We start from the raw sequence: 353 nt of genomic DNA, 5'->3' as shown, positions 1-353 counted from the left end.
ACCCAGCCTGATCGCCTACTGGCCGTGAACACGAACTCGTGGCGAGCGACGAAAGAAACCTCTGCCCAACGTGGCTATGGCTACAAGTGGCAGAAGGCGCGCGAGGGATGGCTACATGCGCACCCGCTATGCGTCTACTGCGAGCGCCTTGGCCGCGTCACAGCAGGCACTGTCGTAGACCACATCGAGCCTCACCGTGGCGACATGACGCTCTTCTGGGCTAGGACCAACTGGCAGACGCTGTGCAAGCTTTGCCACGACTCGGTCAAGCAGGCCGAGGAAGCTGGTGCTGCCCGGTCCTGGTAGCCATCGAGTAAATGAGATAAATTCCCATCAATAGCGCACCGAAATAG

Annotated in this window: 1 protein-coding gene; it reads left to right on the top strand. The window is 59.5% G+C overall.

Annotation, left to right across the window (positions count from 1 at the left end):
• Positions 1-306, top strand: a 306-nt coding sequence (locus KMS84_RS44175) for an HNH endonuclease signature motif containing protein (protein WP_256921475.1), incomplete at its 5' end; no start/stop codon positions are given.
• Positions 307-353: the final 47 nt, after the last annotated feature.

The sequence above is a fragment of the Streptomyces hilarionis genome (assembly GCF_024539675.1).
GTDB lineage: Bacteria > Actinomycetota > Actinomycetes > Streptomycetales > Streptomycetaceae > Streptomyces > Streptomyces hilarionis.
Note: the sequence above shows the minus strand (reverse complement) of the source record. Positions and strands in the feature narration are given on the sequence as shown.